This is a genomic window from Psychrobacter sp. CAL346-MNA-CIBAN-0220 (genome assembly GCF_040309805.1).
Lineage (GTDB): Bacteria > Pseudomonadota > Gammaproteobacteria > Pseudomonadales > Moraxellaceae > Psychrobacter.
Genome location: NZ_JBEOPF010000502.1, coordinates 1 through 255, shown reverse-complemented (window position 1 = coordinate 255; position 255 = coordinate 1). Strand labels below are relative to the sequence as shown.

The 255-nt window shown below is 33.3% G+C and carries 1 protein-coding gene; it reads left to right on the top strand.

From position 1 onward, the window contains the following. The coding region (locus tag AAEY88_RS14550) for a hypothetical protein (protein ID WP_350563531.1) at positions 1 to 255 on the top strand (255 nt) is incomplete at both ends.

Genomic DNA, 255 nt, shown 5'->3' with positions numbered 1-255 from the left:
GGGTATTTGTATTTAGCGAAAAGCGACTACAAAAAATCTTATTACTATTTTTTTACCGCGCAAAAATATACACCTAATTTTGATGAGCGTGAAGGACTTAAAGAACTCGCGACAGTTGCGAAGTTTTGGCTGTATATGTCTGAAATGGAAGATGCTATAGAGCAATCTGATTTTAAAACAGCACAATTAAAACTAAATCTAGCTGAGCAATTAAATCATGACCAAGAAGCTTTTCTTTATAACAAAGGCCTATTA